Raw genomic sequence first — 22,442 nt, 5'->3', positions numbered from 1 at the left:
GGCATCGTTAGTTGCGATGTTTTTTATGATTTTGCACATTTACTCGAAGCGATGAAACCAACCACCCGCGCTGGGCATGGGCTCGTGCAGGATGGTTAAACGAACGTTAGGTGACCCTTGATCCGCCTTTGGCTCCACGCGGGGTCACTGAGGTCAACCATGCATTCGGATCATCCTATCGGCAGTCGCAGGAAATATTTGGCGCTGCAATCATTGGCACCCGCGTCGAGCTTGAACTTGTGACATGGGCTGTGACATACCGGTGGCACGGTGAACTTGCGGGCGTGGCGAAACTGGTAACCGCACAGGACTTAAAATCCTGCGTCCTCAGTGACTTACGGGTTCGACCCCCGTCGCCCGCACCACCGCAAATGAGACTTAAAATCCCTCGATCTCTGATCATACGGGTTCGATTCCCGTCGTCCGCACCAGATTGAAATCAAAGCAGAGTTTGGCTGACTGGCGCTGGCCACCACCTTGCAGAAGCCTGGCTGGATAGCCGTCCCGCAAACGGCCATCCGAATTGATTTCTTGGCGGAAGCGAAACAAAGGCGGCATTTCCACGTTGAGGTCCGTCGAAACGACGGAGATTTCAGAATGGATCCGGCAACCGCGGCGATGATGGTTTTGCTCTCGTGCACCCCTGGCGAGGCCTCCGTCTGCAAACCCGTCGAGATGGAGCCTGCAATGTATGCGTCGCTTGATCTGTGCATGGCTTCGCTGAAAGACAAGCTCGCAAGGTCCCCGAACGGCGAAACCATCGGGCGATGCCGTCCGGTCGATGCGACCAACACGGGCTCCCTCCCGATCGGTTACACAACGGTTTTGGTTACTCGCGGCCTCGGCGCCGATGCCAGCACCAGCAGCTACATCGTACAGCGCCAGCGATAGCCGCCTCGTTGCCACTGCCAACGGTGGCGTTCTTCCCTGTCTGCTAGATGCGCGTCGTCCCAGTCCCTTGGCCGCCTAAATGTGGTACCGGCGGCCGCTGATCGGCACCTGGCTCATGGTCTGGTCCAGAGCCCATCTCAATGATTCCGACCAGCGCGCGAACAAACTCGACCATATCGTTCGCCGTGATGGCTGCCCTGTCGGGATCTTGCCCAATGTGCTCGGCGGCCGCGCAACATGACAGGCGGATGTGATCGTAGTGCGAATCCCTTTCATCCTCCGGCAACATCGCCAATTTCATGGCTCGGCGATAAATCAGCCGCAGCAATTGTTCGAGAGCGGCTCCGACACTCATGCGTTTTGCTCCGCATTGGTCAAGCGTTCCGGCGCTCCAGGGCGCGTGTCGGAACGTCGATGGGAGGGTATTTCCGTCCCTGAGCCAAGGCTGCATTATAGCTATTAATATATTGTTTATTGCTAATATACGATTCCCGGAAGCGTCTTGGCCTCCATGGGATCGTAGCGACCCTCCGCTCCAAGGCCCTCCGTTAAACTGCCCGCACGGGATAGCCGCATATGCCGTGGGCTGCTAGTCCTATAGGTCTTCGAGATCACCCTCGAAAGTGACTTCAAACGGGGCGCCGGATTTCCAGCGTCGGATCGCAGGCGGCGTGTCTTTTATTGCCGACGACGTCGCTGCAGTCGCATCAGTCGGCAATTCCATCGCCATTATGCCCGCGATTGTGCGGTAAGGAGCCGAAGCAAGGTTCTCACGCCGCCTTTCGGGCGAGCCAACAGCGCCTGCGCATTTGCAAAGCTATTTCGGAACGGGCAATGACAATAACGATAGATAGAAACGCCAGCTGGCGCGATATCGCGCGGGTGAGCGAGGGCGAGCCTCTGGCGCTTAGCCAGGCAGCGTGGGAGAGGATCGCTTTTGCGCACCAGATCGTAGCGGCCATCGTCGAAAAAGGCATCCGCGCCTATGGCGTCAATACCGGGGTCGGCGCCTTGGCAAGCAAGATCGTGGCGCCTGCCCTGCAAAAGAAACTGTCGCGCAACATCATTCGCAGTCACGCCTGCGGCGTCGGTGACCTCGTGCCGGGACGCGGCGTGCGCGCCATCATTGCCGCTCAAGTGGCGAATTTCGCGCATGGCCATTCGGGCGTGAGCCCTGCGATCGTTCGTAATTTGCTCACCTTTATCGAGCGCGATTGCGTTCCCGACGTGCCGTCCCGGGGATCGGCCGGATATTTGACGCACAACGCGCATGTGGCACTGGTCTTGATCGGCGAAGGCAGTGCAACCGTGGCAGGCCGCTCGATGAGTGGGCTCGAGGCCCTGGCTGAAATGGGTCTGGAGCCCTTGGAGCTTGGCGCCAAGGAAGGCTTGAGCCTGGTCAATGGCACCGCGTGCGCAACCGGCCTGACAAGCATCGCCGTGCAGCGCGCGGAGCGTTTGCTGGGATGGGCTGATGCGGCGGCGGCTTTGACGCTTGAAGCCGCCGGCGCGCAAATGCCGGCCTTTGGTGAGCAAATCCTGGCGATGAGGCCCTCACCCGGCATTCAGGAGGTGGGCAAATCGCTGCGTGGCTGGCTTCATGGCAGCGAACTTATCGCGCTGGCCCACGGCAGTCGCACGCAAGACGCCCTCAGTCTTCGCGCCGTGCCCCATGTTCATGGCGCCGCCCGGGAGGTGCTGGACCGGTCCGCCGAGTTGGTCGACCGCGAATTGGCTGCCGTCACCGACAATCCCGCGGTATTCGGGTCTTTGAACGATCCTCAGGTCGTTTCAGAGGCGCATGCGGTAGCGCCCGCCCTCGGCCAGGCGGCCGACGGCCTGACCATCGCCTTGGCGCAGGTGGCTGGAATGAGCGAGCGTCGGATCGATCGTCTGGTCAATCCACTTGTCAACAATCTGCCGGCCTTCCTTGCCGATGAGGACGGAGCCAATTCCGGCTTCATGATCGCCCAATACACGGCCACGTCGCTCAGCAACGTCAATCGGCGTTTGGCCGCCCCGGCGGCGACCGACGGCGGCGTCACATCCGGCCTGCAAGAGGATTTTCTTGCTCATCCAACCGTCGCGGCCAACAAGCTGCTGGCGGTTATCGACAACGCCGAATACATTCTGGCGATCGAACTCATGGCAGCCGCGCAGGCCCATGATTTTCTGGCACAGCGCGGTACACGTGCGCCCGGTACCGATGCCATCTACCAAATGATCCGGGAAAAAATCGCCCACTATTCCGACGATCGGCCTCTGTCCCGGGACATGGAGACATTGCGCAACTTCATCCGCGAAATGGACGTGCCGGCCTGTCCGCAGCCGTAAGGCAAATGCCCGGCGAGCCTCGAGAGATTAGGCCTTCATCGGGTACAATTTCAGATGCTGGATCAGGATGATGGTCTTGGCATCGACGATGCGGCCGTCGGCGATACCGGCCAGCGCTTCGTCGAGCGGCATTTCCAGAACCTCGATGTCCTCGCCCTCTTCCGGCGTGCCGCCGCCTGCCGAGATGCGGTCGGCGGGCGAATAGCGGGCAACGAAGAACCACAGCCGCTCGGTGACGCTGCCCGGGCTCATATAAGGTGAAAACAGCCGCTCAATATCCTTCAGCCGGTAGCCGAGTTCTTCCTCGGCTTCCTTGCGGATGGCGGTCTCCGGATCGTTTTCGTCGAGCAGCCCGGCACAGGCCTCGATCAGCGGCTCGCGGTGGCCGGTCACATAGGCGGGATAGCGGAACTGGCGCACCAAGAGCACCGTCGAACGCGTGGGGTCGTAGGGCAGGATCACCGCGCCGTCGCCGCGATCATAGGTCTGGCGGATCTGCGTCTCCCACTGGCCGTCGCGCCGGCGATAGTCGAGCACGGTCTTTTTCAGCACGGCCCAGTCGTCGGAAAGAACCTCTTCGGAGCGGATGCGAATGCGATCTTCCATTGGATACCTCGGGTATTTGCTGCCCGGCGCAGGCGTAGCCGCGAACCGGCGCCGGCGCAATTGGGGCAGCGATTGGTCCAGCAAGCGTTTCACTCTCTCGTGTGTGGTATGCAAGATATCCGTCACCTAGATAACGCGTTCCCTCTCCCGGAGCCTCTTCATGACCGCATCGCTTTTCCAGCCGATCACCCTCGACGGCTTGAGCTTTCCCAACCGTATCGCCGTCGCGCCGATGTGCCAGTATTCCGCCGAGGACGGGTCGGCTAGCGACTGGCATCTTTACCACTGGATGAACCTGGCCATGTCCGGCGCCGGCATGGTCACGGTGGAGATGACCGATGTCGAGCGGCGCGGGCGTATCACCCATGGCTGCCTCGGGCTTTACTCCGACGACAACGAAGCCGCTGCACGCCGCACACTGGACGCGGCACGACGCGTCGCAGCACCAGGTACGAAATTCGGCACACAGCTCGCGCACGCCGGCCGCAAGGCCTCGAACCGCAAGCCTTGGGAGGGCGGCGGGCCACTGCAGCCAAACGAAGACCCCTGGCAGACCGTCTCGGCCTCGGCCATCGCCTACGACACCGGCTGGAACGTGCCGCGCGCGCTCAATGAGGAAGAAATCCTGCAGGTTATCGAACGGTTCGCCGAAGCCGCAAGGCGGGCCGAACGCGCCGGCTTCGATTTCATCGAACTGCACGCCGCGCACGGCTATTTGATCTTCCAGTTCCTGTCGCCGCTGTCCAACCAGCGCACGGACCGCTGGGGCGGCTCGCTGGAAAACCGGATGCGCCTTGTCGTCGAAATCGCCAGGGCGGTGAGACAAGCGGTGCCGAAGCTGATGCTCGGCACGCGGCTGTCGGTGAAGGACTGGGTCGACGGCGGCTTCGACGTCGAGGATGCGATCGAGGTGGCGAAAGCACTGAAGGCCGAAGGCGTCGCCTATCTCTGCTGCTCCAGCGGCGGCAATTCGCCTTTGCAGAAACTGCCCACCGGCCCCGGCTATCAGGTGCATCTGGCGGAAGCCGTGCGCAAGGGCGCCGGCATCCCGACCCGCGCGGTCGGCCTGATCGACGATCCCAAGCAGGCCGAGGCTGTTATCGCGGAAGGCCGCGCCGACATGGTGGCGCTGGCGCGTGCCTTTCTCGCCGATCCGCGCTGGGGCTGGCGTGCGGCGGCCACATTCAGCGAAAAGATCCATCCGGCGCCGCAGCTTGCCCGCTCGGTGACGACGATGGAGCACTGGATGAAGGCGGCGGGCTGATCAGGCCATTCTCCTAATACCGGGGCCTCCCGATTTCGGCGCGATCCTGCCCAGCCCGTTTGCAACAGCCCGCTTCAATTTCGGCCGCAAACTGTTACGCTGGGTGAGGCTGCGGCGGGCGCGGCCGGGCTTGGGAGGAGATCATGTCGTTCAGGGCATTCTTGCCGGCTGCAGCTATTATGGCCGTGGCCGGGTTTTGGCTCGGTGCGTCGACGCCGAGCGTCGCGCAATATTGCGAGGGGACGGTGCACGGCCTGTCCGGCCGTTACAATCTGGCCACCGGCAGCGGCTTTCTTGCCGTCCGGACACGGCCGAACTCGTCGTCGCGGATGATCGGCCAGCTGTTCAACGGCGATCACGTCGAAATCTTCGACCGGCGCGGCAACTGGTATCAGGTCGAAATCGGCGGTACGACCGGCTGGGCGAACGCCCGCTGGCTGCGCAACGATTGCGACTACTGAGACGCCGATGCATGTCACCCAAAAGCGGACAACGACATGCATCTAACAAAAAAGGCCGAAAGCGTGTCGCAGACGCGACGCGACTTTTGGGCGCAGGTTCCGCGCCACTTTTGCAACCAAATTGGCTGTTTTGCGTTGCGGCCATGATGGACAACAAACCCTTTGAAACGCCGGTGGTGGTCGAACTCGGCCATGTCGGCAAATATCGCCATATCCGCAGCACCCAGGAAGCGGCGGAGTGCCTCATGACGGTGTGGCCGCTCAATCGCGGCCCGCGCCATCGAGATGCCCTCGACACTTGCCTCAAAGTGCTGGAAGGTTATCGTTCGACAGCGGAAGCGCGACGGGCATTGATCGAGGCCGCCAGGGAATCGGAAGTGCTGGTGCCCGACGACAGGCTTTCCGACGACCGGCTGCATTGAGCAGGCGGACCTTTCAACCGGAGGTTTTGATGGCGAAGCTGACTTACAAGATCGTCGAGCATGACGGCGGCTGGGCCTACAAGGTCGGTTCGACCTTCTCGGAGACATTTCCCACCCATCAGGACGCGTTGCGCGCCGCCGAGATCGCATCGGCCGAGCAGCAGGTGGCGGGCGCGACGGACGGCATCCAGTATGAGGACGCCGACGGCAAATGGCACGAGGAATTGGCCGATGGTCGCGACCGGCCACAGACCGAGGTCTCTGACTAACTTACCGCCGATCATTTCACCGTTTCACGGAAACGGCGAACTGCTCTAACTCTTTGTTTTAACGCAATTCCCAAGGGCAAAGCACTATGCGCTTTGCCCTGGAAAACCGCACACACTTTTCCTGGAATTGCTAAAAAAGGCCGCAGGCCACGGACGTCTGGAGAGAGGGGCGTCTCGTGGCCAGTTGCGAGCCCTCGCGGTCGACTATTTACCGCAATACTGGTCGTTCACATTTCCCTGATGGTTCGCATCAGGACCGGCCGAGCTATAGGCACAAGGTCCTGCCGGGCCACCGGGATTGCCAGCGGTGTCGCCATTGATGCTTCCGGTCGTGTTCTGGTCGACGCTTGAAGACTGTTCGTTGCCGAACGGCCACCAGCTGTGACGGTTGGAATATGTGCCGTCGGATGACTGGGCCATCGCCGACGTGGCGAGACCGATCGTCAGAACCGATGCCGCGAGAAATTTCCTGTACATTGCATTACTCCGTGTCTTGGTCGCCTTGGGTGCGACACGGGGTAAACCCGGCAGTCAGCCGGATGGTTCATTGAAATTGTCGTGAGGCTGTGGTGATAGAAACGCGCGGGCGGCAATCCGCTCGATGAAACCCATCACCCGTTTGGGCTCGACGAACTGCGGCATATGGCCGACGCCGTCGACAGGGTCGAAATCGAGCCCCGCGATCTTGCCTTGCATCGGCTCGCCATGGGTGCGGATGTCGATGACGCGGTCGGCGGTGCCGAAGAGGATCCCGACGGGCATGGCAATCTCGCCATAGCGCTGCTCAATACGGCCGAGATCCTGTTCGACGGCCACGACATCGGCTGATGTCGCCTGGAAATGGCCAGGCCGCAGCCCGAGCCAGCCGCCGCCGTCAACCATGTAGTCCGCCTGAAAAGCCTGCGGCGCGAAGATGAATTCCATTGTCTGCCGCGCATAGCGCAGGCTCAGGGGTATCGCCACGGTGTAGGCCATGATCCAGCGCTTCAGGCGCGAGGGAATGTAGAGCAGGTCAAACCGCTGGCGTGCCCTGGTTTCCAGATGCGTCAACGGCGCCAGCAAGACGATGCCCGAAATCACCTCGGGATGTTCCACGGCCAGGGTCAGCGTGATGGCGCCACCCAGCGAGTGGCCCACCACCAGCGGCCTTTCCAGCCCCAATCTTTCGATGAAGCGGCGTACCAATTCTGCCTGTTCGGGCAACCGGCCGGTGGCACCGTTCGCGCGCACCGAATAGCCCGATCCCGGACGATCGAGCGCGATCAGCCGGTAGCCCGGGCCGAAATGTCCGAACAAAGTGTGCCGGAAGTGATGGAGTTGCGCACCAAGCCCGTGCAGGAAGACGATCGGTCTGCCCTCGCCGACATCGACATAATGGATGCGGTTGCCGTCGATCTCGACGAATTTACCAACCGGCGGCACCAGCCTTTGTGCCTTCGCCGCGATCCACAGCGTTGCCAGCACAAGGCAGGCGATCCCCAGGACCGCCAGCAGCAACAACAGGGCCAGCAGCCACGACAGGATCGATATCAGCATTGTTCACCCGGACCAGAACCGGTTTGAGCTTACCCGCATCCGTTTGCGCTGCAACCTCGCATAGCAACGGGCGGGGCCAAGTGCAAATGCTCACCACCCGGACGGCATTGCCGACAGCCACGCGCCGCGCTATCTCAGGCGACCCGTCCTGCCGGAGCCTCCCATGCCTGAAATCGTTACCGCCGCCATGCTCGTCATCGGCGATGAGATTCTCTCCGGCCGCACCAAGGATAAGAATATCGGCCATCTCGCCGACATAATGACCGCTGTAGGCATCGACCTGAAGGAAGTGCGCATCGTTCCCGACGAGGAAGACGAGATCATAGCTGCGGTGAATGCCGTGCGCGCACGCTACAGCTATGTGTTCACCACCGGCGGCATCGGTCCGACCCATGACGACATCACCGCCGATTCGATTGCCAAGGCGTTCGGCGTTCCCTGCGAATACGATGCCAAGGCCTATGCGATGCTGGGCGAGAGCTATGCGGCGCGCGGCATCGAATACACCGAGGCGCGCAAGCGCATGGCGCGGATGCCGCGCGGCGCCGACCATATCGACAACCCGGTATCCGTGGCGCCCGGTTTTCGCATCGGCAATGTCCATGTCATGGCCGGTGTGCCCTCGATTTTCCAGGCCATGCTCGACAATGTCGTGCCGACGCTGAAGACCGGCACGAAGATGCTGTCGGCGACGGTGCACTGTCCGTTCGGCGAAGGCCTCGTCGGCGGACCTCTGGGTGAGATCCAGAAGGCGCATCCGGACACGATCATCGGCTCCTATCCGAAATATGGCGACGGCAAGTTCTGGACCGAACTGGTCGTTCGCGCCCGCAGCCAGGAGGCGCTTGACGCCGCGCGCGCCGACGTCGAGGCGATGGTGGCGGGTTTCGCCGCCAAGGCGAGTTGAGCCGCTCCTAGAGCAGTTGACGCAATTCCGGACGGAAAACCGCTTCACACTTTTCCTGGAATTGCTCTACCCGGAACCAAGCACGGCGCCGCAACGTTTCCCTGCACGCGGGCTCCAAGGCTCGCCAGATTGAGGGATCATCATGCGCTTCAAGACCATCGTTGCCATTCTGCAGAACGAGCAGGACGCCGAACGCGTGCTCGACTGCGCCATTCCGCTCGCCGGCCGCTTCGAGAGCCATCTGATCGGCATCCATGCCGAGGCGCTTCCGGTGCCCTACACATCGGCGACCGGCTTCCCGGACACCGAGTTCCTGCAGGTGTCGGCCGACATGAACCGGGAGCGGGCCGACAAGCTGCAGGCCGTCTTTCTCCGGCGCATCGAGGATTCCGGACTCTCCTTCGAGTGGCGCAGCCTGGAGAGCTTTTCCGGCGACAGCGCGCTGACCGGCATTTCCAGCGTGCGCGCCGCCGATCTCATCATCGCCGCCCAGCGCGAGACCGGTGGCGACCCGAGCGCCGATGTCGACACGCTGGTCTATGATGCCGGCCGCCCGGTGCTGGTGGTGCCGAGCGCGGGTCCGCTGGTCACCACTTTCAAGCGGGTACTGCTAGCCTGGAACGGCAGCAAGGAGGCCGCGCGCGCCGCCTTCGACGCCCTGCCCTTCATCATCGAGGCCGAGAAAACCGACATATTGGTCATCGATCCGCCCGACACGCTAGAGGAAAGCCCGGAGGCCGCCGGCGCCGAAATCGCATCGGCGCTGTCGCGCCACGGCGCCAATGTCAGCGTCTCGGTGCAGCAATCGGGCGGCACCTCGGTCGATGACATGATCCAGAACCGGGTCGCCGAGAGCGGTGCCGATCTCCTGGTGCTTGGTGCCTACAGCCATTCCTGGCTGCGCCAGCTGCTGTTCGGCGGGGTGACGCGCACGGTGCTGCGCACGGCACAGGTGGCGGCCTTCCTGTCGCGTTAGGTTGCGTGGTTCGAGGATCTCTGGCGCGCGGCGAAGTACGCCCCGACATGGTCGATAACGGCGGACGTCAGGTCATCTGCCGCGTGAGGGCTGCGTCGCAAAGCGACATCGTAGTAACCGATGGATGGAAGACCATGCTCCGGCCCGAACGGCGCCAGTTCGCCCGACAAGGCCGCAATCGGCAGCGGCGCGACCGCCAACCCAGCCAGCACCGGGGCGAGCTGACCAGTAAGGTTCTCGCTTGTACAAACGATGTGATAAGAGATGCCGGCTGCGTCGAGCGCGTCGATGGCTACCTTGCGCCACACGCAACTCGTCGGACCTGCGGCGACTGCCAGCGGACGACGCAAGTGGGCACTCCCATGCGCAAGGCCGGTCCATACAAGCCGGTCTCTGTGGATAGCCGTCTCGGGTGATCCAGTTCGACCTGTCGCGCCGGCGGTCACGAGCGCAACATCCAGTTCGCCTTCATCCAGCATCCGCGACACCAAGCTGCTCACGCGGCAGGTCACGTTGATTTCCGCCAGGGGGTACGCGGTCGCATAGCTGGCGAGAACCGAGGGAAGGAACGCAACGGCATATTCTTCCGTCATTCCCAGTCGCACTGCGCGCCCCTGCGACAGGCGGTTGAACCGCGCCACCGCTTCTTCAGCGATCCCAAGGACGCGCCGCGCGTAGGTCAGAAGCGCTTCTCCTGCTGGTGTCAGCGCTATGGATCGCCCCTGATGCACGAAGACCTGCTGTCCGATCTGCGCCTCGAGTCGCTTCATTTGCATGCTGACGGCCGACGGCGTGCGATGCACTATTCGGGCAGCGCCGACGAAGCTGCCGGTGTCGACAACTGCCATCAGAGTACGCAGGAGCACATTGTCCAGCGCTAACAGAACACCCGCGTCCGGCCGTGCGTTGTTCGACATGAGTGGCAGCCCCAATTCGCCAATTTAGCTGACGATGAATGTAAATCCTTTTCGTTTCTCGGAGCAATCAGCATCGGCCAAACTGAGTGATCCAACCGGACCGATCCGGCTCGACGGACAGGTGGGCGGCTATCGGCGCCCGTGCATCGCTATTGCTTGGAGAGGTCCATTCAATGAATACGGCGCTCAATCTTGCATACCACGCTGCACGAGCATGGATCGACGGACTGGACGATCGTTCGGTGGCCGCCACGGCCGGCCTATCGGACCTCAAGCAATGCTTCGCCGGTCCATTGCCGCCCGATGGCAGCAGTGCGCAGGACGTGATCCGTGCACTTGTCCGAGACGCCGATGCAGGCATGCATGGCAGCGCGGGTGGACGCTTCTTCGCCTGGGTGATTGGCGGTGGGCTGGAATCCGCACTCGCGGCCGACTGGCTCGTTGCCACCTGGGATCAGAACGCAGCGCTCTATTCGGCCAGTCCTGCATCCGCGGTAATCGAAGAGACAGCTGGCGAATGGATCAAGGAACTGCTCGATCTGCCGCGGGACGCCTCCTTTGCTTTCACCAGCGGCTGCCAGATGGCGCACATGACGAGCCTTGCGGCTGCGCGAGCCGCGCTCCTCAAGCGCGTCGGCTGGAGTGTGGAAGAGGACGGGCTGTTTGGAGCCCCTGAAATCAGAGTCCTCACGAGTGACCAGCGGCACGTCACCATAGACCGCGCGGTGCGCTTTCTGGGGATCGGCCACAATGCCATTGAACAATTGAAAACGGACGGGGACGGGCGAGTCTCTCCTGCGGTTCTCGACGGTGCGCTTTCCGAAAACTCCACGCCGACCATACTCGTGCTCAATGCCGCCGACTTGAACATCGGCGCATGCGACCCGTTCAAGGACTTGATCCCAATGGCACATTCGGCCGGTGCCTGGGTTCACATCGACGGCGCCTTCGGTCTCTTCGCACGCGCGAGCCGAACGTACCGCCACCTGCTCGACGGCGTGGAAACGGCTGACAGCTGGGCGACCGACGGCCACAAATGGCTGAACGTTCCCTTCGACTGCGGTATCGCTGTCGTCGCGGATCGCAACGCGCATCGGACTGCGATGACATCGAACGCCTCCTATGTCGCGCCGGTAACAATCGCGCGGGACCAACTGGACTGGAATCCGGAATACTCTCGCCGGGCACGCGGCGTTCCCGTCTACGCCGCGCTCAAGGAACTTGGCCGCAACGGCGTAGAGGCTCTGGTGGATCGCTGCTGTGCGCATTGCGCCAGCATCGTCGAGGGGATAGGTAAACTGCCGGGTGCCGAGATCCTGGCAAGGCCAACGCTCAATCAGGGCCTGCTCCGTTTCGTTCGGCCAGGCGCATCACCTGGCGAAAACGATGTCTTTACCGACGAGACGATTCAAAGAATCAATGCCACGGGCGAAGCCTTCTTCTCCGGCACGACATGGCGCAGCCGCCGTGCCATGCGCGTCAGCGTGGTCAACTGGCGCACCAGCGACCAGGACGTCAAGCGGGCAATCGCGGCCGCGACTTCCGTGCTGAAGTCGGAAGCAGCCACGCCTGTCGACTGAAGGTCCCGCCACTTGCCAAGCCCAAGGTTTTCCAGTTAATTCCGCGCGCATTCCCCTGTTTTCTTGCACGCGGCCTTCGCGTGCTGCGGAGTGCGCGAAAAATGTCCCTTCCCGAAAAAGCCTTCCCGGTCTCCTGGGACCAGTTCCATCGTGACGCCCGCGCGCTTTCCTGGCGGCTTTCAGGCGCCAACAAGGGTCAATGGAGAGCGATCGTCTGCATCACCCGCGGCGGACTGGTTCCGGCGGCGATCATCGCGCGCGAGCTCGGCATCCGTGTCATCGAGACGGTCTGCGTCGCCTCCTATCACGACTACATCAGCCAGGGGCAGTTGCAGGTGCTGAAGGAAATCACGCCCGCGCTGCTCGCCGACGACGGCGCCGGCGTGCTGATCATCGACGACCTGACCGACACCGGCAAGACCGCCGGCATCGTGCGCGCGATGATGCCCAAGGCGCATTTCGCCACCGTCTACGCCAAGCCGAAAGGACGCCCGCTGGTTGACACTTTCGTCACCGAGGTCAGTCAGGACACCTGGATCTATTTCCCCTGGGACATGGGCTTCACCTATCAGAAGCCGATCGCCGACGACCACGCCGGCTGATTCGCAACAGGTCGATTTTTTCCAGTTAAGCCGTCACCAATGACAATATTTGCTTCCGAGGGCGGGGCCGCGGGGCACGTTATCCTGTGAAATCGACCCTTGCTGGCGGAAATCGGCCAGCCTGATCAAAGTTTTTACTTTTATTGGTCACAATTAGCCGTAAGATTCATGAGGCGGCAAACGATTCTGGAGGCTGGGGCTAGCTTCTCCGATGTTGACAAGGCCAACGACGCACAACCATTTGGCTGAAAGGGTCCGGCGGCTCTTCGGCACCGCGCCGTGTCGTCTGCAGGTTGCCGCGCTGCCCTGGCGCGATACCGGGAATGGCGTCGAGATCATGCTGATCACCAGCCGTGATACTGGCCGCTGGGTGTTGCCGAAGGGCTGGCCGGAGGCCAGGGAGCCGCTCTGCGAGGCGGCGGCACGTGAGGCTGGCGAGGAAGCCGGATTGCGTGGAAGCGTCTCCCATCTCGAAGCCGGCCGTTACTTCTACGCCAAGGTGCTGGCATCAGGCGAAGAAGTGCCTTGCGAGGTGCTGGTGTTTCCGCTGCATGTCGACAAGATCGCCGACCGCTGGAAGGAAAAGCATTCCCGCACCCGCAAATGGGTCAGTTCCAGCGAAGCGGTGCGCATGGTCAATGAACCGGACCTTTGCCAGATCATTGCCTATTTCTGTGCCGACCCACGCAGATTCTCGTGAGCCACCACCGGTCTCCTCCGTAGGCGTCTTGCCGATTCACAACCCCGAGACGTGGTGCGTGAATGGTTTGCTAATTTTTTTTCGCTAGAAATTGGCCAATCTGGCGTTTGATCGATGGCAAATCCTGTAGACCCACTTCGGCAAGATCCTGGCGAACCGCAGCGTGAGCACCGTCCACGCGTGCTCAAGGGCGGTTCCGTCATCACCGGGATTCAGAACTCGGAAGTCGCCGTTACGCTGCGCAACCAGCATGCGGGTGGCGCCGAATTGAAAGTTCCGCTCGAGGCGCGGGTTCCCGATCGTTTCCTTCTCTATGTGCCGCTCGACGGCGTCGCCTATCGCTGCGAGGTCCGCTGGCGCCGCAACGATCGGGTCGGTGTGCAGTTCACCGGCACCGAGCCCAAGCCGAAGCTGCACTACGGTTGATATCTGGCATATCGGCCTGACAGGCTTTCGCTGCCACCCAGATTACCTCGGACGGGCGCCTGCTGAACGTCAACGGCGCGCAAACCCGCTGCTGCAATTGGCAATCGCAGCGGCGCATTTCTATCCCCGTTATCCACATGTGTGACACACAAGATGTTGGGGTCACAAAAGCTACGCAAACGAATCCTTGACGGCGCAAAACGAGTCGCCTTTTATAGGCCATGCGCTCCTGTTGAGAGTGCGACCGGAAAGTTCTGAGCCCGGTCTTTTTCCCGGATTATGTGCGTTTTTTCCCGCATTTCCGCCTGTTTACGAGGCCGGCGGAAGCGTTGGGATTGTGGGGCGGTGGGGCGACGAAAGGGAGAATTGTCGGACTGGAATAAATTGTCTGTTAATACTATATTTAGTGTTTGCAGGTAGGTTCGACGCTAGATAGTGTGAATTTCCCTCGAGTGAGGGACTCGGAAAAAATTCAGATTTGAGGGACCCGCGGGGTTCGTCGGCGCGCTGGACTGAAGCTTCGCAAGGAGCTCGACCAGCAGAGGCCGGCGGGACCCGCGAAATGGAGAGCCGGCGTTTTCGAACGCCGGCAAACGGCGGGCTGCGCTTTTCGCCCTGGGGGGCAGAAATCCCCTGACGAAAGCGCTATATATAGACAAAAGGGACCGGACCAATGCGCATCGAGCGTCGCTTCACCAAGCCAGGCCAATCTGCTTATGCGGAGATCGAATTCCGCAAGGCACTTTCCGAGATCAAGAATCCGGATGGCTCGGTGGTGTTCCGTCTCGACAACATCGATGTGCCGGCACAGTTCAGCCAGGTCGCCGCCGACATCCTGGCGCAGAAGTATTTCCGCAAGGCCGGCGTCCCTGCGCGGCTGAAGAAGGTCGAGGAGAACGACGTCCCCTCCTTCCTGTGGCGCTCCGTCGCCGACGAAGCCGAACTGGCCAAGCTGCCGGAAGCCGAGCGCTATGGCTCCGAGATCGACGCCCGTCAGGTCTTTGACCGCCTCGCCGGCACCTGGACCTATTGGGGCTACAAGGGCGGCTACTTCAAGTCGGAGGAAGACGCGCGCACCTTCCGCGACGAGCTCGCCTATATGCTGGCCACGCAGCGCGTCGCGCCCAATTCGCCGCAATGGTTCAACACTGGGTTGCACTGGGCATACGGCATTGACGGTCCGAGCCAGGGCCACTTCTATGTCGACCCCTTCACCGGCAAGCTGACCAAGTCGAAATCCTCCTACGAGCACCCGCAGCCGCATGCCTGCTTCATCCAGGGCGTGCAGGACGACCTCGTCAACGAGGGCGGCATCATGGATCTGTGGGTGCGTGAAGCCCGCCTGTTCAAATATGGCTCCGGCACAGGCTCGAACTTCTCGCTGCTGCGCGGCGAAGGCGAAAAGCTGTCGGGCGGCGGCCGTTCGTCCGGCCTGATGAGCTTCCTCAAGATCGGCGATCGCGCCGCCGGCGCCATCAAGTCGGGCGGCACGACGCGCCGTGCGGCGAAAATGGTCATCGTCGACGCCGACCATCCCGATATCGAGGAATTCATCGACTGGAAGGTCAATGAAGAGCAGAAGGTCGCCTCGCTGGTGACCGGCTCCAAGATCGTCAAGAAGCATCTCGAAGCCATCATGAAGGCCTGCGTCAACTGCGAAGGCCATGACGACGATTGCTTCGATCCGGCCATCAACACGGCGCTGAAGCGCGAGATCAAGGCGGCCAAAAAGTCGGCCGTGCCGGAGAACTACATCTACCGCGTCATCCAGTTCGCCAAGCAGGGCTACACCTCGATGTCGTTCAAGACCTACGACACCGACTGGGATTCGGATGCCTACCTGACCGTTTCGGGCCAGAACTCCAACAATTCGGTGTCGCTGAAGGACAATTTCCTGCGCGCCGTCGAGGACGACGCCGACTGGCACCTGACCGCCCGCAAGGACGGCAAGGTGCTGAAGACGCTGAAGGCCAGGGATCTCTGGGAAAAGATCGGCTACGCCGCCTGGGCGTCGGCTGATCCGGGCCTGCATTTCAACACGACGATGAACGACTGGCACACCTGCGCTTCGGCCGGTGCGATCCGGGCCTCCAATCCGTGCTCGGAATACATGTTCCTCGACGACACGGCCTGCAACCTCGCCTCGATCAACCTGCTGCCCTACCGCAATGCCGACGGCACGATCGATATCGCGGCTTACGAGCATACGGTGCGGCTGTGGACCATCGTCCTCGAAATCTCTGTGATGATGGCGCAGTTCCCGTCGAAGGAGATCGCCAAGCTCTCCTACGAATACCGCACGCTCGGCCTCGGCTACGCCAATATTGGCGGCCTGCTGATGACCTCGGGCATTCCCTATGACTCCGACGAGGGCCGCGCCATCTGCGCAGCACTCACCGCGATCATGACCGGCGTCGCCTACGCCACCTCGGCGGAAATGGCCTCCGAGCTCGGCGCCTTCCCGGACTATGACCGCAACGCCCAGAACATGCTGCGCGTCATGCGCAACCATCGCCGCGCCGCCTATGGCGACAAGGACGGCTACGAGAAGCTCGCCGTCAACCCGGTGCCGCTGGTCGCCTCCGACCTCAAGCAGCAGGCGCTTGCCGAACATGCGAAAGCCGCCTGGGACCGCGCCATCGAGCTTGGCGAGGAGCATGGCTACCGCAATGCGCAGGCAACCGTGATCGCGCCGACCGGCACGATCGGCCTGGTCATGGATTGCGACACCACCGGCATCGAGCCCGACTTCGCGCTGGTGAAGTTCAAGAAGCTCGCCGGCGGTGGCTACTTCAAGATCATCAACCGCGCCGTGCCGGAGGCGCTGCGCACGCTCGGCTATTCCGAGAGCCAGCTCGCCGAGATCGAGGCTTACGCCGTCGGCCACGGCAACCTCAACCAGGCGCCCGGCATCAATCCCGGCTCGCTCAAGGCCAAGGGTTTCAGCGACGACAAGATCGCGGCGCTCAATGCGGCGCTGAAGTCGGCCTTCGACATCAAGTTCGTCTTCAACCAGTGGACGCTCGGCGCCGACTGGGTGAAGGAAACCTTCGGCTTCACCGACGAGCAGCTCAACGACTTCTCGTTCGAGATGCTGCCGGCGATGGGCTTCTCCAGGAAGGACATCGAGGCCGCCAACATCCATGTCTGCGGTGCGATGACGCTGGAAGGCGCGCCCTTCCTCAAGGCCGAACATCTCGCCGTGTTCGATTGCGCCAGCCCCTGCGGCAAGATCGGCAAGCGTTCGCTTTCGATCAACAGCCACATCCAGATGATGGCGGCGGCACAGCCCTTCATCTCGGGCGCGATTTCCAAGACCATCAACATGCCCAACGATGCGACGGTGGAAGACGCCAAGGGCGCCTACATGCTGTCGTGGAAGCTGGCGCTGAAGGCCAACGCGCTTTACCGCGATGGCTCAAAACTGTCGCAGCCGCTGAATGCCTCGCTGCTCGCCGACGGCGAGGAGGACGAGGACGATGCGGTCGAACAGCTGATCGCGGCCCCGGCGGCAGCGCGCGCGGCGCAGATCACCGAGCGGATCGTCGAGCGCATCATCGAACGCGTGTCGCGCGAGCAGGAAAAGCTGCCCGGCCGCCGCAAGGGTTATACCCAGAAGGCCAAGATCGGTGGCAACACCATCTTCCTGCGCACCGGCGAATATGATGATGGCCGCCTCGGCGAGATCTTCATCGACATGAACAAGGAAGGCGCCACCCTGCGTGGTCTTCTCAACAACTTCGCCATCGCGATTTCGCTCGGCCTGCAGTACGGCGTGCCGCTCGACGAATATGTGCATGCCTTCACCTTCACCAAGTTCGAGCCGGCCGGCATGGTGATCGGCAATGACGCCATCAAGAGCGCGACGTCGATCCTCGACTACGTGTTCCGCGAACTCGCCATCTCCTATCTCGGCCGCAACGACCTCGCGCATGTCGACCAGTCGGACTTCTCCAACACCGCGCTCGGCCGCGGCATCAGCGAAGGCAAGACCGACGCCGTCTCCAAGGGCCTGACCCGTGGTTCGCCGGTGAAGCTGGTGTCGAGGGCAATTGGCAACGAGCCGAAGGGCTTTGCCGGCGCCGGCACCCCTGCCCGCTCGGCGCCGACCGCCTTCTCCGGCTCCAACGTGCTGGCGCTGAAGCCGTCCAGCGACGAGGCGATCGCCTACAAGCGCGACTATGAGGAGCGGGCCAAGGAATTGGCCGAGGACATCGCCTTCGAGGAAGTGGCCGGCTCTGCTTCCGACACCACGGCGGCGCTGTTCACCGACGCCGCAGCCAATGAGGCGGCCGAAGCGAAGAAACTCGCCGCCGACCGCCGCGCCAAGTCACTGCTGCAAGGCTACACCGGCAATTCCTGCTCCGAGTGCCAGAATTTCACCATGGTGCGGAACGGGACGTGTGAGAAGTGCGATACGTGCGGAAGTACAAGTGGGTGCTCTTGATACTAATGCTACTCGTGTGTGCATGTGGCGTGCTTGCTTGCTGCTGCCGCAGGCCAGCTCTGCAAATTATGCAGCCTGTTAGCAGTCGGGGGCGGCGCGCCATTCAATAGCGCCGTAGCCGCCCCCGACTGCGGCTGCGTGGCATGTCGTAGATGGGTTGGCGGATTCCGTTGGTGCAGCGCTCCTGGACCTGGCCGCAGGCCGGGCCTTGAGAGCGACATCTCGGGGCCAGCTTTTCCACAGGGCACCTACTTCGGTAATGTTGGCCGGTGACGCCAAGGTCATTGCCGGCTAGGGATGTTGGCCGGCAGCGGCACTGGGTCGTTGTGTCCAATAGAGATTGCAATGACCAGCAGTGCCGGGCGGGCATCGTTTCCCCGCATGATCGATCAGTTTCTCCGCCAACGAGTTGCCGAGGCATTCCCCCCGCGGGAACTCGAACGACTTAGGGCATATTTTCATTCGCTTATTGCCAGTCACCGGTTGCCTCCGAGATCTGACGGTCGACCAGATTGGTCGGAAATCGCGCAGGGATGCGGCATCGCTGTGGAGGCGCTCGAGCGTGCTAGTGGTATTCTCGGACCTGGCATTGATGCCATAACCCGCTTCGTTGGGCCCAGGGCTACGAAATGCAAGAAAAGGCCGAAGCGTGATATCAGGTGTGATCAGAAAGCGAACCCAAGCTCCCGACGGCACCGTTTAGCTTCTGGCGAAACGAAATCCAAACCGTTAGCGGCTCTTGAGACACATGATAGGCGCGCGCCCAAGCCAACTGCTTCTGCCGCCTATTCTACCGGCGCTGCACCGCGACGCACGCGGGGAATGAAACCGAAACCGGTCGTCGAGTTTCCGAAGCCGCTCTGGACGATGTGGGAGGAACCTGAGGCCTTCAAGGACGCGCTGAAGCTCCATATGGATCGCCATGGTGATACATGTTGGCATCTGTATCGAGCGATCGCGCGGGCTGACGAGAACTTCGACCGCAGGACCCTGCTCACTTGGCTTCAAGGCACAAAGGCCCCGCGCTCCGTTTCAAGCTTCCAGATTCTCAGCCGGATAGAGACAAGGTATCGCCTGCCCGAAGGCTACTTCAAGGCAAAATCAGCTCACCCTGCACGTGCCGCCACCGGTCATCGACCCTCCGACACAACGCCTTCGCAACGCCGCCGCCTTGCATGGCATCTGCCCGACGACTTCGACCGCCGCTCTCCCAGGGAACGTGAGGAAATCTTGGAATGGGTCCAGCGCGTGATAGTATCCGGTGGGACGGACTACCGCCGTTTCCAGGCATTGGCGCTTCGAAATCGCTATGCCGTTCGCTTTCCCGGCATTCTCGATGGGCCAAGCTTCCGAGGTACCGCGCACCAGTTGGACTATGTCGTTGACGTGGAGGAAGACGACTTCATCGACGCGACCAACACAGCCATCGATTCTCCGAAGCGGCTTTGGAAAGAGATGGCCCAGCTTCTCGACTTCAAAACCGCTACCCTGACCGCCTTCGGATACCAGCGCGTTGGGGTTTGGGGAGAAGAAACCGCCGCCCAGAAGATCGAGCACTTCGGACTCCTGTTCGGTGCACTGGCAGCTCCACCGAAGAGCGCAATCAGAGGTGTGGGAGTACCAGGCACGTCACTCACCTTTGCCATGCTGGTGTTTCCGTCGGTGTGGGATTGGTACCTGCGATGGCGTGAGCGGCGTCGCGGCTTCTATACCGCGTGGGAAGTCGATATGCTGCGAATTGCTTTGGCGTTGACGCGCGTTGAGACAGGCTGGCTCAGGCAGCACCCAGAGCTCAGTGAGCACCTTGACCCTATTCGCGGCCTTGTCACCGAGGAGCAGATCGTCGCGGCCCGTGCGAACTGGAACGAAACCTGCGACATCTGCCATAAGCATTGCACCGGTCGCGTGAAGGAAATCCAGCGAGTGGCCAAGGTCCACCGCGATCCGTTCGAACCGATCATGCCGATCCTCGAAGCGGACAGCCCAGTCGGCGAATACCGGAAGATTGCCGACGAGATCATCAGCACGATGCCGGATGAACAGAGCTATCCCTCGGCCGCTGCAGAGGCAGTGCGCTCATTCCTCCTCATTCGGTTTGGACTCCATACCGGCTTGAGGCAGAAGAATCTCAGACAGATGCTCGTTTGTCCGAAGGGGAAACTGCCAACGTCCGAACGACAACTGGCTGACATGAAGGTCGGGGAACTACGCTGGAGCGAACGAGATCATGGCTGGGAGGTGTTCATACCCTCCATTGCATTCAAGAACGCGAACTCTTCCTACTTCGGCGACAAGCCGTTTCGGCTCATTCTGCCGAACATCGGCAACCTCTACCTATACATCGACGCCTACGTCGAACGCCACCGTGCCCGACTTCTCAGGAGTACCCCCGATCCGGGAACCTTCTTCGTCAAGACTGTAAAGGTCACCAGCATATCGGCAGCCTACGACCAGAACACGTTCTTTGAGGCATGGCGGCTAATCATCCAGCGCTATGGCATCTACAATCCCTACACCGGACGCGGCGTCGTCAAGGGTCTTCTGCCTCACGGCCCGCACAACATTCGTGATGTGCTTGCGACCCACATCCTCAAGAAGACCGGCTCGTACGAGCAAGCGAGCTACGCGATCCAAGACACTCCGGAAATGGTCGCCAAGCACTACGGTCGATTTCTGCCGCAGGACAAGGCGGCGCTGGCGGCACGGATTCTCAATCAAGTCTGGGAAGCAGTGGCCTAGTCGCATCTCTTGCATTTCCCGATGGAGAGAGAGGCGCGTCCAGGTTACGGCAATGGTGAGAATGGCCGTCAGCGTGTCGACGAATCTACTGCGCCAACGCAATACTCCTCAACCCCGTCTTCGCATTCTGGGCACGAAATCATTTAGAAACTTTCGTGTCTTCTCCAGATGGAGACCACCCCACTAAAGCGGCCGGCAACTCAATCGACATTCTGTGCGTTCGCTTGTTCCACGAAAAGTTCACGCCGAGCTTCTCGAATGCCTGCTGTACCCGGAAAACCGACTCCATCCTGGCATCGCCCTCCTTCTCTATTTTGAAGATGGTGCGGGGACTGACACCTGCGAGCTTGGCCAACTCGTGCTGCTTAAGCCCGAGAGCAGCACGTGCCGCCCGCAAGGCGGGAATGGGGATCGGCTGGATCGGAAAATTCATCCCGTATTTTTATGAGACCGCTGCCTTGAGCGCTAGGTTGTCAACAATTTGCGAATTAATCGCAATATCGAGCGACTTTACCGTAAGGACTCGCGAATCACTCGCGAGAATGGTATGACCCTTGTCGTTACATCGGAATGAGACCCGCTAGGATTCGAATCACGCGTTGGCCGAATGGATGATGTCGTGTCCGGGGGAAGCTCAGTCAGGGTACAGGGACGTAGGCGTGCTAAGATAAGGAAACCGTCATGCACCGTTTTGGAAGTGCGAAAGGCGACGTCGACTACGACGCCATCACTCGAGACATCGACCGACTAGAGGCCTTGGTCGCCGATCTGTGGGTAGTCTCGTCCCCTTTTGATTGTCGTCGGATTTACAACAGCCGTGCAATGGCCAGTGCTCCACTCATCGATGACTGGAGGCTTGTTGTCCGCCCGATGCCGTGTCTCGAGGGTTTCGCGACAGGACACCCGTTACTCCCTGGCTCTCGACGACCGATCGTGACCTCGGATCTCTGGCTTTTCTCGACGGAACTCGGTTTGGCTCGATCGCTGTCCAGATGGTTCCGACTCGGGCAGCCAGCCTGCCATGCACCGAAGGACTCATGATATGGGCGACTCTCAGACGAGGCTCACCGTCCTCCTCATTTCTTCCCACGGCCGCCCCCATCGCTTTGCCTCGAGAGCGCAAGGCCAGGCGCGAGCAGGAGTCCTTGGATTCCCCCGATGCCGCAGTCCAAGACTCTTCAAGAGCAGCCAGCTCGTGGAAGAGCCTGCAAGCAATGACACAGCAACACGGTGGCATCCTAGGACGTAGACTCATTACCGCGTAGCCAGATGCGGATTGTAACGAGCTTGAGGGCGGCAAGATAGTTCTCAGCCAGCTTGTCGTAGCGGGTGGCAATACGGCGGAACTGCTTGGCCTTATTGAAG

At 61.3% G+C, this 22,442-nt stretch carries 21 protein-coding genes, 1 tRNA gene and 1 pseudogene; 16 read left to right on the top strand and 7 right to left on the bottom strand.

The genetic code is table 11. The annotated features are described in order from the left end of the window. Nucleotides 1-278: 278 nt before the first annotated feature. A tRNA-Leu gene (locus CKW40_RS36165) sits at nt 279-365 on the top strand. Between the two features lie 232 nt (nt 366-597). Further along, nucleotides 598-891 carry a hypothetical protein gene (locus CKW40_RS36160; RefSeq protein WP_095204483.1) on the top strand — a complete coding sequence of 98 codons (294 nt, stop codon included), beginning with the start codon at nt 598-600 and terminating at the stop codon, nt 889-891. Between the two features lie 43 nt (nt 892-934). Here CKW40_RS36160 and CKW40_RS36155 read toward each other — a convergent pair whose 3' ends face one another. Continuing rightward, nucleotides 935-1,246: a hypothetical protein gene (locus CKW40_RS36155; RefSeq protein WP_095204482.1), complete on the bottom strand. Its 312-nt coding sequence runs from the start codon at nt 1,244-1,246 to the stop codon at nt 935-937. A 479-nt stretch (nt 1,247-1,725) separates the two neighbouring features. Here CKW40_RS36155 and CKW40_RS36150 point away from each other — a divergent pair, with 479 nt between their 5' ends. After that, the gene (locus tag CKW40_RS36150; protein WP_095204481.1) at nt 1,726-3,225 is read left to right on the top strand and encodes an HAL/PAL/TAL family ammonia-lyase; all 1,500 of its coding nucleotides are present in this window, start codon (nt 1,726-1,728) and stop codon (nt 3,223-3,225) included. Between the two features lie 27 nt (nt 3,226-3,252). Here the strand turns inward: CKW40_RS36150 and CKW40_RS36145 are convergent, their stop codons facing one another. Further along, nucleotides 3,253-3,831 carry an NUDIX domain-containing protein gene (locus tag CKW40_RS36145; RefSeq protein ID WP_095204480.1) on the bottom strand — a complete coding sequence of 193 codons (579 nt, stop codon included), beginning with the start codon at nt 3,829-3,831 and terminating at the stop codon, nt 3,253-3,255. A gap of 160 nt (nt 3,832-3,991) precedes the next feature. Between CKW40_RS36145 and CKW40_RS36140 the strand changes: the two genes are divergently transcribed. The 4 genes from CKW40_RS36140 to CKW40_RS36125 all read left to right on the top strand — a co-directional run bounded on the left by CKW40_RS36140 (nt 3,992) and on the right by CKW40_RS36125 (nt 6,247). After that, nucleotides 3,992-5,095: an NADH:flavin oxidoreductase/NADH oxidase gene (locus CKW40_RS36140; RefSeq protein ID WP_095204479.1), complete on the top strand. Its 1,104-nt coding sequence runs from the start codon at nt 3,992-3,994 to the stop codon at nt 5,093-5,095. A gap of 143 nt (nt 5,096-5,238) precedes the next feature. Next, nucleotides 5,239-5,556 carry an SH3 domain-containing protein gene (locus tag CKW40_RS36135; protein ID WP_095204478.1) on the top strand — a complete coding sequence of 106 codons (318 nt, stop codon included), beginning with the start codon at nt 5,239-5,241 and terminating at the stop codon, nt 5,554-5,556. A gap of 143 nt (nt 5,557-5,699) precedes the next feature. Further along, complete coding sequence (locus CKW40_RS36130) at nt 5,700-5,978, top strand: DUF982 domain-containing protein (protein ID WP_019857850.1); 279 nt, start codon at nt 5,700-5,702, stop codon at nt 5,976-5,978. Nucleotides 5,979-6,007: 29 nt separating this feature from the next. Beyond that, nucleotides 6,008-6,247, top strand: a complete 240-nt coding sequence (locus tag CKW40_RS36125) for a DUF2188 domain-containing protein (protein WP_019857848.1) — start codon at nt 6,008-6,010, stop codon at nt 6,245-6,247. Between the two features lie 204 nt (nt 6,248-6,451). On the opposite strand, the gene CKW40_RS36120 is transcribed toward CKW40_RS36125, so the two are convergent. Beyond that, on the bottom strand, nt 6,452-6,724 hold the full coding sequence (locus tag CKW40_RS36120; protein WP_095204477.1) for a hypothetical protein: 273 nt from the start codon (nt 6,722-6,724) through the stop codon (nt 6,452-6,454). A gap of 54 nt (nt 6,725-6,778) precedes the next feature. Continuing rightward, the gene (locus CKW40_RS36115) at nt 6,779-7,783 is read right to left on the bottom strand and encodes an alpha/beta fold hydrolase (protein WP_095204476.1); all 1,005 of its coding nucleotides are present in this window, start codon (nt 7,781-7,783) and stop codon (nt 6,779-6,781) included. Between the two features lie 163 nt (nt 7,784-7,946). Between CKW40_RS36115 and CKW40_RS36110 the strand changes: the two genes are divergently transcribed. Both CKW40_RS36110 and CKW40_RS36105 read left to right on the top strand, forming a co-directional pair. Next, nucleotides 7,947-8,690: a competence/damage-inducible protein A gene (locus CKW40_RS36110; RefSeq protein WP_095204475.1), complete on the top strand. Its 744-nt coding sequence runs from the start codon at nt 7,947-7,949 to the stop codon at nt 8,688-8,690. A 142-nt stretch (nt 8,691-8,832) separates the two neighbouring features. Then, on the top strand, nt 8,833-9,666 hold the full coding sequence (locus CKW40_RS36105) for a universal stress protein (protein ID WP_095204474.1): 834 nt from the start codon (nt 8,833-8,835) through the stop codon (nt 9,664-9,666). Here the strand turns inward: CKW40_RS36105 and CKW40_RS36100 are convergent. Beyond that, the gene (locus CKW40_RS36100) at nt 9,663-10,583 is read right to left on the bottom strand and encodes a LysR family transcriptional regulator (RefSeq protein ID WP_143748442.1); all 921 of its coding nucleotides are present in this window, start codon (nt 10,581-10,583) and stop codon (nt 9,663-9,665) included. The genes CKW40_RS36105 and CKW40_RS36100 overlap by 4 nt on opposite strands. A gap of 173 nt (nt 10,584-10,756) precedes the next feature. Between CKW40_RS36100 and CKW40_RS36095 the strand changes: the two genes are divergently transcribed. The 6 genes from CKW40_RS36095 (at nt 10,757) to CKW40_RS36070 (ending at nt 21,077) form a co-directional block, all read left to right on the top strand. Further along, entirely contained in the window at nt 10,757-12,163 is a 1,407-nt protein-coding gene (locus CKW40_RS36095) for a pyridoxal phosphate-dependent decarboxylase family protein (protein WP_095204472.1), read from the top strand. A 101-nt stretch (nt 12,164-12,264) separates the two neighbouring features. Beyond that, complete coding sequence (gpt, locus tag CKW40_RS36090) at nt 12,265-12,765, top strand: xanthine phosphoribosyltransferase (protein ID WP_095204471.1); 501 nt, start codon at nt 12,265-12,267, stop codon at nt 12,763-12,765. 211 nt (nt 12,766-12,976) lie between these two features. After that, nucleotides 12,977-13,465, top strand: a complete 489-nt coding sequence (locus CKW40_RS36085) for an NUDIX hydrolase (protein ID WP_095204470.1) — start codon at nt 12,977-12,979, stop codon at nt 13,463-13,465. Nucleotides 13,466-13,579: 114 nt separating this feature from the next. Continuing rightward, entirely contained in the window at nt 13,580-13,891 is a 312-nt protein-coding gene (locus CKW40_RS36080; RefSeq protein WP_095204469.1) for a PilZ domain-containing protein, read from the top strand. Nucleotides 13,892-14,564: 673 nt separating this feature from the next. Then, nucleotides 14,565-18,338 (top strand): vitamin B12-dependent ribonucleotide reductase, encoded by a 3,774-nt coding sequence (locus CKW40_RS36075; RefSeq protein WP_095204468.1) that lies wholly within the window; start codon nt 14,565-14,567, stop codon nt 18,336-18,338. Nucleotides 18,339-18,719: 381 nt separating this feature from the next. Continuing rightward, nucleotides 18,720-21,077, top strand: a complete 2,358-nt coding sequence (locus tag CKW40_RS36070) for a hypothetical protein (protein ID WP_244571423.1) — start codon at nt 18,720-18,722, stop codon at nt 21,075-21,077. A gap of 139 nt (nt 21,078-21,216) precedes the next feature. Here CKW40_RS36070 and CKW40_RS36065 read toward each other — a convergent pair whose 3' ends face one another. After that, nucleotides 21,217-21,510: a helix-turn-helix domain-containing protein gene (locus CKW40_RS36065; protein ID WP_095204466.1), complete on the bottom strand. Its 294-nt coding sequence runs from the start codon at nt 21,508-21,510 to the stop codon at nt 21,217-21,219. 248 nt (nt 21,511-21,758) lie between these two features. Here CKW40_RS36065 and CKW40_RS45800 point away from each other — a divergent pair, with 248 nt between their 5' ends. Next, nucleotides 21,759-22,118 carry a DUF6634 family protein gene (locus CKW40_RS45800; RefSeq protein ID WP_369333062.1) on the top strand — a complete coding sequence of 120 codons (360 nt, stop codon included), beginning with the start codon at nt 21,759-21,761 and terminating at the stop codon, nt 22,116-22,118. Between the two features lie 197 nt (nt 22,119-22,315). On the opposite strand, the pseudogene CKW40_RS36060 reads toward CKW40_RS45800, so the two are convergent. Beyond that, nucleotides 22,316-22,442: pseudogene (locus CKW40_RS36060) on the bottom strand (IS5/IS1182 family transposase); the annotation flags it as partial.

Origin of the sequence: Mesorhizobium carmichaelinearum, assembly GCF_900199455.1 — a bacterium.
GTDB classification, from domain to species: domain Bacteria; phylum Pseudomonadota; class Alphaproteobacteria; order Rhizobiales; family Rhizobiaceae; genus Mesorhizobium; species Mesorhizobium carmichaelinearum.
Note: the sequence above shows the minus strand (reverse complement) of the source record. Positions and strands in the feature narration are given on the sequence as shown.

What these genes read in the sequence shown, in the direction of transcription:
- CKW40_RS36160 (WP_095204483.1), top strand. Translation starts at nt 598, where the DNA reads ATGGATCCGGCAACCGCGGCGATGATGGTTTTGCTCTCGTGCACCCCT.
- CKW40_RS36155 (WP_095204482.1), bottom strand. Translation starts at nt 1,246, where the DNA reads ATGAGTGTCGGAGCCGCTCTCGAACAATTGCTGCGGCTGATTTATCGC.
- CKW40_RS36150 (WP_095204481.1), top strand. Translation starts at nt 1,726, where the DNA reads ATGACAATAACGATAGATAGAAACGCCAGCTGGCGCGATATCGCGCGG.
- CKW40_RS36145 (WP_095204480.1), bottom strand. Translation starts at nt 3,831, where the DNA reads ATGGAAGATCGCATTCGCATCCGCTCCGAAGAGGTTCTTTCCGACGAC.
- CKW40_RS36140 (WP_095204479.1), top strand. Translation starts at nt 3,992, where the DNA reads ATGACCGCATCGCTTTTCCAGCCGATCACCCTCGACGGCTTGAGCTTT.
- CKW40_RS36135 (WP_095204478.1), top strand. Translation starts at nt 5,239, where the DNA reads ATGTCGTTCAGGGCATTCTTGCCGGCTGCAGCTATTATGGCCGTGGCC.
- CKW40_RS36130 (WP_019857850.1), top strand. Translation starts at nt 5,700, where the DNA reads ATGATGGACAACAAACCCTTTGAAACGCCGGTGGTGGTCGAACTCGGC.
- CKW40_RS36125 (WP_019857848.1), top strand. Translation starts at nt 6,008, where the DNA reads ATGGCGAAGCTGACTTACAAGATCGTCGAGCATGACGGCGGCTGGGCC.
- CKW40_RS36120 (WP_095204477.1), bottom strand. Translation starts at nt 6,724, where the DNA reads ATGTACAGGAAATTTCTCGCGGCATCGGTTCTGACGATCGGTCTCGCC.
- CKW40_RS36115 (WP_095204476.1), bottom strand. Translation starts at nt 7,783, where the DNA reads ATGCTGATATCGATCCTGTCGTGGCTGCTGGCCCTGTTGTTGCTGCTG.
- CKW40_RS36110 (WP_095204475.1), top strand. Translation starts at nt 7,947, where the DNA reads ATGCCTGAAATCGTTACCGCCGCCATGCTCGTCATCGGCGATGAGATT.
- CKW40_RS36105 (WP_095204474.1), top strand. Translation starts at nt 8,833, where the DNA reads ATGCGCTTCAAGACCATCGTTGCCATTCTGCAGAACGAGCAGGACGCC.
- CKW40_RS36100 (WP_143748442.1), bottom strand. Translation starts at nt 10,583, where the DNA reads ATGTCGAACAACGCACGGCCGGACGCGGGTGTTCTGTTAGCGCTGGAC.
- CKW40_RS36095 (WP_095204472.1), top strand. Translation starts at nt 10,757, where the DNA reads ATGAATACGGCGCTCAATCTTGCATACCACGCTGCACGAGCATGGATC.
- gpt (WP_095204471.1), top strand. Translation starts at nt 12,265, where the DNA reads ATGTCCCTTCCCGAAAAAGCCTTCCCGGTCTCCTGGGACCAGTTCCAT.
- CKW40_RS36085 (WP_095204470.1), top strand. Translation starts at nt 12,977, where the DNA reads ATGTTGACAAGGCCAACGACGCACAACCATTTGGCTGAAAGGGTCCGG.
- CKW40_RS36080 (WP_095204469.1), top strand. Translation starts at nt 13,580, where the DNA reads ATGGCAAATCCTGTAGACCCACTTCGGCAAGATCCTGGCGAACCGCAG.
- CKW40_RS36075 (WP_095204468.1), top strand. Translation starts at nt 14,565, where the DNA reads ATGCGCATCGAGCGTCGCTTCACCAAGCCAGGCCAATCTGCTTATGCG.
- CKW40_RS36070 (WP_244571423.1), top strand. Translation starts at nt 18,720, where the DNA reads ATGATCGATCAGTTTCTCCGCCAACGAGTTGCCGAGGCATTCCCCCCG.
- CKW40_RS36065 (WP_095204466.1), bottom strand. Translation starts at nt 21,510, where the DNA reads ATGAATTTTCCGATCCAGCCGATCCCCATTCCCGCCTTGCGGGCGGCA.
- CKW40_RS45800 (WP_369333062.1), top strand. Translation starts at nt 21,759, where the DNA reads ATGCACCGTTTTGGAAGTGCGAAAGGCGACGTCGACTACGACGCCATC.